A 5,823-nucleotide genomic window follows, 5' to 3' on the forward strand; every position below is an offset into this window, starting at 1 on the left:
CAGCCCGCCCCGCTGCTTCGGCCGCACCGTCACCGCGTCCATCGGATTCAGCTGCACCCACCCCGCCACCACCGCGTACCGGAAGAACGCCGACACCGAACGCCGGAACCGCGCCTGCGACGCCGCACTCTGCGACGGCCCGCCCCCCGGCTCCACCGGCGGCCGCCCCCGCCGCCGCTCATCCGGCTTGCGCGCGAACCGAAGCAGCACCTCATCGACGTCCTCACCCGTCAGATCGTCCAGCACCCGGTCGGCGCCCGCCAGCGCCGCGAACGTCACCACGTCCCGCGCGTACACCTCCGCCGACGCCGGCGCCAGCGCACCCGTCGACGTCTTCGCCCGCACCATCTCCCCGTAACGGTCCACGCACTCGGCCACCGTCAGCCGCTGAACATCGGAAGGTCGCACCCGCCGGACGCTACCGCCCGCCCCCGACAGAACGCCCGTAGGATCGGCACGGTGACGGACCTCGCACTGTTCGACCAGGTCGGCGAGATCATCCGGGGATCGGCGCCGCCCGCCCTCGGGCACCTCCGCGTCCAGGTGCGCCACAACGGCGTCAAGGCCTGGTTCGGCGACCCCGAACCGCAGCGCGAGCACTACGAGGCCCAGGTCATCCCCGCCGAGCTGGCCCCCGGCGCCCGCGCCCACGCCGTCGAGATCGGATTCCACGCCGAGTACCGCGACGAACCCGCCAACCAGGCCGTCCTCGCCCGCCTGCTCACCGCCGAACCCCGCTGGCGCGCCGAACTCGGCGACGACCCCGCCACCGGCCCGTTCCTCGGCCGCACCACCTGGCGCCGCATCTCCGAGACCTGGCCCGACCTCGACCTGGACGCCCCGGACCTCCCGTTCGAGATCGGCGTCCGCCTCGTCGACTACATCCGCGCCCTGGAACCCCTCCGCCGCGGGGTATGACCACCGCACCGCGCACAGGACGAGGGGGAGGGGCCGATGCTCATCGGCACATCGGGATGGCAGTACGCCGACTGGCGCGGCGTCCTGTACCCGCCCGGCCTGGCACAGCGCCGCTGGCTGCACCGCTACGGCGAGGTGTTCGCCACGGTGGAGAACAACAACGCCTTCTACCGGCTCCCCGGCCGCGAGACGTTCGAGCTGTGGCGCGACGGCACCCCGCCCGGGTTCGTCATGGCGGTCAAGGCCAGCCGCTACCTGACCCACATGAAACGCCTCAACGACCCCGCCGAGCCCGTCGCGCGCCTCATGAACGCCGCCGCCGGCCTCGGCTCCAAGCTCGGGCCCGTCCTGCTGCAGCTGCCGCCGACCCTGCGCGCAGAACCGGCCCGCCTCGCCGCCTGCCTGGGGGAGTTCCCCGGGGACGTCCGCGTCGCCGTCGAACCCCGCCACCCCGCATGGTGGACGGACGAGACCCGCCGCGTCCTGGAGGACCACGGCGCCGCCCTGTGCTGGACCGACCGCCTCGGCCGCCCGCAGACGCCGCTCTGGCGGACCACCGGCTGGCTCTACCTGCGCTTCCACGAGGGCCCCGCCGAGCCCTGGCCGCACTACGACGACGAGACCCTCAAGAGCTGGGCGGACGAGCTCGCCGGCGCCGACGACGGCTACGTCTACTTCAACAACGACCCCGGCGGCGCCGCCGTCCGCAACGCACTCCGCTTCGCCGACCTCCTGCGCCGCCCATAACCGCCCAGTGAACGGATTATCTAGGATAAACTACGCAAACCGGACAGAATCCAGCTTCTGTCCGGTTTGCCCTCGGAGAGGGGCACGGCCCCGGCGGAGGAGGGGCCCACGACTCTCCGGCCACGGAACCGGTTTCAGCGGATCCGGCAGAATCGACCCATGAGCGATCTCGTCCCGCCGCCGCGCCTGACCGCGCCGACCACGGCGGTACGCGAGTCGTTCCTGGCCGGGGAGTGGGCCGACCATCTCGCGGACGGCGTACCCGCGGACTGGCTGGACGAGGCGCACCGCGACTTCGGCGCGTTCGTCGCACGGCGCCGGGGCGTCCGGGAGCGCTGGGGCGTCCCGTGCTCGACGTTCTGGTACGTCTCGGGCGAGCACTACCTGGGCACGCTGATCGTCCGGCACCGCCTGACACCGGAACTGGCCGAGGTCGGCGGGCATGTCGGCTACCACGTCGTCACGCCTTGGCGGCGGCGGGGCCACGCGACGCGGATGCTGGCCGCCGGCCTGGCGGAGTGCCGCCGGCTCGGCCTGGAACGCGTCCTGCTGACGTGCGCCGCCGGCAACGAGCCGTCCCGCCGCGTGATCATCGCGAACGGCGGCGCCCACGACGGCCGAACCCAAGGCGAAGACCGCTACTGGATCACCCTGGACCCGCCCGCCACCCGCTGACCCCACCGAGCGACGAACGGCCCTAGATCATTCCGCGGAGTTCCCAAGAACGGCGCTGCGGACGTCGCGCGGTGAGTCGAACTTGCGCAATAGCAACCCACAGCAGCCCGAATCGCCCCGCTCGCAGCGGATCGGATCGTTGGTCGATAATGTACATTATGTCAAGTAGGGTCGATCGGGGTGCCAGAACGCACCCCTCGACCGATTCGCCGCCCTCCGCCCCCTTGCCCGCCGTCTTGCGCCCAGCGGCGGGACGAGCAGCCTCTCTGACCCGCCTCGCCACCGGTGCGGTCGCCTATGTCCCGGTCGGCGTCCCTCCCGGCTTGGCCGCAACGTCTCAACACTGCCAGCGGCGCTGGCCCCCGCACGTGTACCTCGTCTCGCCGCGATGGTCCGCGCGTTTTCCCGCACCGGTCCCCCGCGGCCTGTCGTGTCGTCACTAAATATTCCTTGACGAGAATATTCTCTGTGGAGAATACTTCGAGCCATGGACGTTGTGCTTACCGCGTTGGCCGATCCGGTTCGTTGGCGGCTTGTCGGGTTGCTGGCAGAGCGGCCTCGGTCGGTGGGTGTCCTCGCGCAGCTCGCCGGGGCGCGGCAGCCGCAGACGACCAAGCATCTGCAGGCTCTTGAGCGCGCGGGGATCGTCACGTCGCAGCGCACCGGGCAGCGCCGCATCTATGCGCTCCGGTCCGCTCCCCTGCGGGAGCTGGCGGGAGAGCTCGGGCGGCTCGCCGACACCGCCGAGCGGGACGGCGGTCCGCGCGACACCTTTGAGCGGTACGGGCGCAGCCTCGATGCGGAGCGGGCCGCCGCGCGGGAGCCGGGGTGGGCCGACGGCCGCTCGTTCGCGTTCCGGCGGTCGCTGGCGGGAAGTCCCGAGGCGGTCTGGCGCCATCTGACCGAGCCCGATCTGCTCGCCCGCTGGTGGACGCCCGACGACCTGCGCGTTTCCGAGCTGGTCTTCGAGGCGCGGGCGGGCGGGCGGATCGTCCAGGAGTACCGCGATGCCGAGGACGCCGACGGTTCTGATGCGGTCGCCGGGCGGGCGGAGGGAGTGGTCGAGGCGGTGCGGCCCGGTGAGCGTCTCGCCTACCGGCTGTCGCCCCTGCTGCCCGGCGGCGGGGTCGCGTTCACCGGTCATCTCGACTTCGAGATCCGGCACACCGGCGCGGGCACGGACCTCGACGTCCGGTACCGGGTCACCGGCAGCACGGTCGACTCCGCGGACTTCATCGCGGGGATCGAGATCGGTTTCGGCCAGAGCCTCGACAGGCTCGCGGCCGCGTTCACCACGAAGGACAGTGAGACGAGGAGCAGGAAATGACGGAGCAGACCGGCGGCCGCAGGGTCGTCACCAACATCGCCGTATCCCTGGACGGCCGGTACGCCGAGCCGGGCGATCCGCAGGACATGGGGTGGGTGATGCCGTACGCGGTCACCGACGTCGCGCGCGACCACCTGACCGCCCTGTGGGAGCCGGCGACGACGGCCGTGCTGGGGCGGGTGAACGCCGAGGGGTTCTTGGGCTTCTGGCCGACCGTGATCGGCATGGAGGGCGCCGATCCGCGCGATGAGGGGTTCGCGAAGTGGCTCGTCGGCACTGACAAGGTGGTTCTGTCCTCGACGCTCGCGGAGGCGCCGTGGGAGCGGACGACGGTCGTCGACCGGCCTGCGGCAGAGGTGGTCGCGGAGCTCAGGGCGGCGGAGGGCGGTGACATCTTCGTGCCGTCCAGTCCGAGTGTCATCAAGGCGCTGCTGGCGGCCGGCATGGTCGATCGGCTGGCGCTCACGGTCTTTCCGGTGTTCCTCGGCGGTGGGCCGCGCCTCTTCGAGGACGGTCTGCCGGAGGAGCGGTGGGCGCTCGCCGGGCAGGCCGGGGGTGAGCACGGCACGTTGTCGCTGGTCTACGACCGGGTCCGCTGATCCGGTCGGCGGCCTCGCGGAGAATCGGAGGCCGCCGGCCGGGATGGTCGCTACATTGGCGGGGTCCGTGTGCTGGTGGCCGACTCCGGGGCGGTGTCGTGGTTCCTGAGGGTTTCGTGCGTGCGCTGGACGGGTTCGAGGCGGTGCTGGCGGCGGTGCCGGCGGATCAGTGGTCGTCGCCGTCGCCGTGCGCGGGGTGGGCGGCGGTGGACGTGGCGGGGCATGTCACGGCCGGGTTGCTGGTGGTCGAGATGCGGGCGGCCGGGCGGCCTCTCCCTCAGGACGATCCGGATTGGCGGGAGGTGGCCGGTGCGGATCCGGTGGCGTCCTGGCGTGAGGTGCGGGCCCGGATGATGGCGGCGCTGACGCCTGAGGCGCTGGACCGGACGGTTCCGCTGGCTTTCGGGGATGCGACGGTGCGCGAGTGGCTGGAGGGGTATCCGCTGGAGGTGCTGGTGCATACGTGGGACTTGGCGCGGGCCACCGGCCAGACGGTCGGGTTCGATGCGGATCTGGTGCGTTCGGCTCTGGAGACGGCGGAGCGGATGGCGCCGCGCGGGCGTGAGGCGGGGATGGTGGCGGCGGAGGTCGGTGTCGCGGACGACGCCTCGGATCTGGCGCGGCTGCTGGCGTTGTTCGGGCGTGATCCGGCCGCGTGATCCGGCCGCGTGATCCGCGGGTGTGAGCCGGCCGCGTGGGCCGCTCCCCTCCCCCGGCGGATTCTGGGGTGCGCGGGGCGCGGGCGGGCGGTTAGGGTGCGGGTATGCGCCGACGACATTGATCTTCACCTGAGGCTGGACTCGCGCGGAGGCTGTACTCCTACGCGTTCCTTGAAGACTTCGTCCTTCTGTATCCGGTATATGCGGTGTTGTTCGCCGATACCGGGTTGTCCCCTGCTGCGATCTCGTCGCTGTTCGTGATCTGGTCGGTCACGACGTTCTCACTCGAGCTGCCGTCCGGCCTGTGGGCCGACCTGTTCTCGCGCCGGCTGCTGCTGGTCGCCGCTCCCCTGCTGGCAGGGGCGGGGTTCGCGCTGTGGGCGTTCTTCCCCTCGTATCCGGCGTTCGCCGCGGGTTTCATGCTGTGGGGCGCGGGGTCGGCGCTGCGGTCGGGGACGATGCAGGCCCTGGTGTACGAGGAGTTGGAGCGTGCCGGGGCGGCGGGGGCGTACGCGCGGCTGATCGGGCGGTCGGAGGCGGTCTCGCTGCTGGCGGTGGTGGCCGCGTCCGCGGCGGCGTCGCCGGTACTGGCGGCCGGCGGGTACCGGGCGCTCGGGGTGGCGAGCGCCGCGGCCTGCGCGGCGTGCGCGGTGGCGGGATGGTTCCTGCCGGAGTCGCGGGGCGAGGCGGAGGAGTCGCCGTCGCTGGGCGCGGTGGTGCGCGCCGGATGGGCGCAGGTGCGGCGGGAGCCGGCGGTGCGGTGGGCGCTGGTGCTGGTGATGGTGCTCGAGCGAGGCGTCGGGGCCGCCGCGATGGAGGTGTCCAGCCACGCGCTCGTGCAGGGCCGCGTCGGCGGCGCCCGCTACGAGGCCGCGGTGTTCACCAACCTCTCGCAGGA

At 72.4% G+C, this 5,823-nt stretch carries 7 protein-coding genes and 1 pseudogene; 7 read left to right on the forward strand and 1 reads right to left on the reverse strand.

What is annotated here, in order from left to right:
* A pseudogene (locus tag E1284_RS37705) lies at nt 1–408 on the reverse strand (tyrosine-type recombinase/integrase); the annotation flags it as partial.
* A gap of 51 nt (nt 409–459) precedes the next feature.
* Here E1284_RS37705 and E1284_RS37710 point away from each other — a divergent pair.
* From E1284_RS37710 to E1284_RS43495, 7 genes are all read left to right on the forward strand, one after another.
* The gene (locus E1284_RS37710) at nt 460–918 is read left to right on the forward strand and encodes a hypothetical protein (RefSeq protein ID WP_131944934.1); all 459 of its coding nucleotides are present in this window, start codon (nt 460–462) and stop codon (nt 916–918) included.
* 36 nt (nt 919–954) lie between these two features.
* Nucleotides 955–1,665, forward strand: a complete 711-nt coding sequence (locus E1284_RS37715; RefSeq protein WP_131944935.1) for a DUF72 domain-containing protein — start codon at nt 955–957, stop codon at nt 1,663–1,665.
* 159 nt (nt 1,666–1,824) lie between these two features.
* Nucleotides 1,825–2,340, forward strand: a complete 516-nt coding sequence (locus tag E1284_RS37720) for a GNAT family N-acetyltransferase (RefSeq protein WP_131944936.1) — start codon at nt 1,825–1,827, stop codon at nt 2,338–2,340.
* Between the two features lie 487 nt (nt 2,341–2,827).
* Nucleotides 2,828–3,667, forward strand: coding sequence for a metalloregulator ArsR/SmtB family transcription factor (locus E1284_RS37725; protein WP_131944937.1), 840 nt, complete (start codon nt 2,828–2,830; stop codon nt 3,665–3,667).
* The gene (locus E1284_RS37730) at nt 3,664–4,266 is read left to right on the forward strand and encodes a dihydrofolate reductase family protein (protein WP_131944938.1); all 603 of its coding nucleotides are present in this window, start codon (nt 3,664–3,666) and stop codon (nt 4,264–4,266) included. The genes E1284_RS37725 and E1284_RS37730 overlap by 4 nt, the downstream gene beginning before the upstream one ends.
* 116 nt (nt 4,267–4,382) lie before the next feature.
* The gene (locus E1284_RS37735) at nt 4,383–4,925 is read left to right on the forward strand and encodes a TIGR03086 family metal-binding protein (protein ID WP_165965584.1); all 543 of its coding nucleotides are present in this window, start codon (nt 4,383–4,385) and stop codon (nt 4,923–4,925) included.
* A 206-nt stretch (nt 4,926–5,131) separates the two neighbouring features.
* Nucleotides 5,132–5,823: MFS transporter (locus E1284_RS43495; protein WP_279433120.1), on the forward strand; the 692-nt coding region annotated here is incomplete at its 3' end.

This window comes from Actinomadura bangladeshensis (assembly GCF_004348335.1).
GTDB lineage: Bacteria > Actinomycetota > Actinomycetes > Streptosporangiales > Streptosporangiaceae > Spirillospora > Spirillospora bangladeshensis.

What these genes read in the sequence shown, in the direction of transcription:
- E1284_RS37730 (WP_131944938.1), top strand. Translation starts at nt 3,664, where the DNA reads ATGACGGAGCAGACCGGCGGCCGCAGGGTCGTCACCAACATCGCCGTA.
- E1284_RS37720 (WP_131944936.1), top strand. Translation starts at nt 1,825, where the DNA reads ATGAGCGATCTCGTCCCGCCGCCGCGCCTGACCGCGCCGACCACGGCG.
- E1284_RS37715 (WP_131944935.1), top strand. Translation starts at nt 955, where the DNA reads ATGCTCATCGGCACATCGGGATGGCAGTACGCCGACTGGCGCGGCGTC.
- E1284_RS37725 (WP_131944937.1), top strand. Translation starts at nt 2,828, where the DNA reads ATGGACGTTGTGCTTACCGCGTTGGCCGATCCGGTTCGTTGGCGGCTT.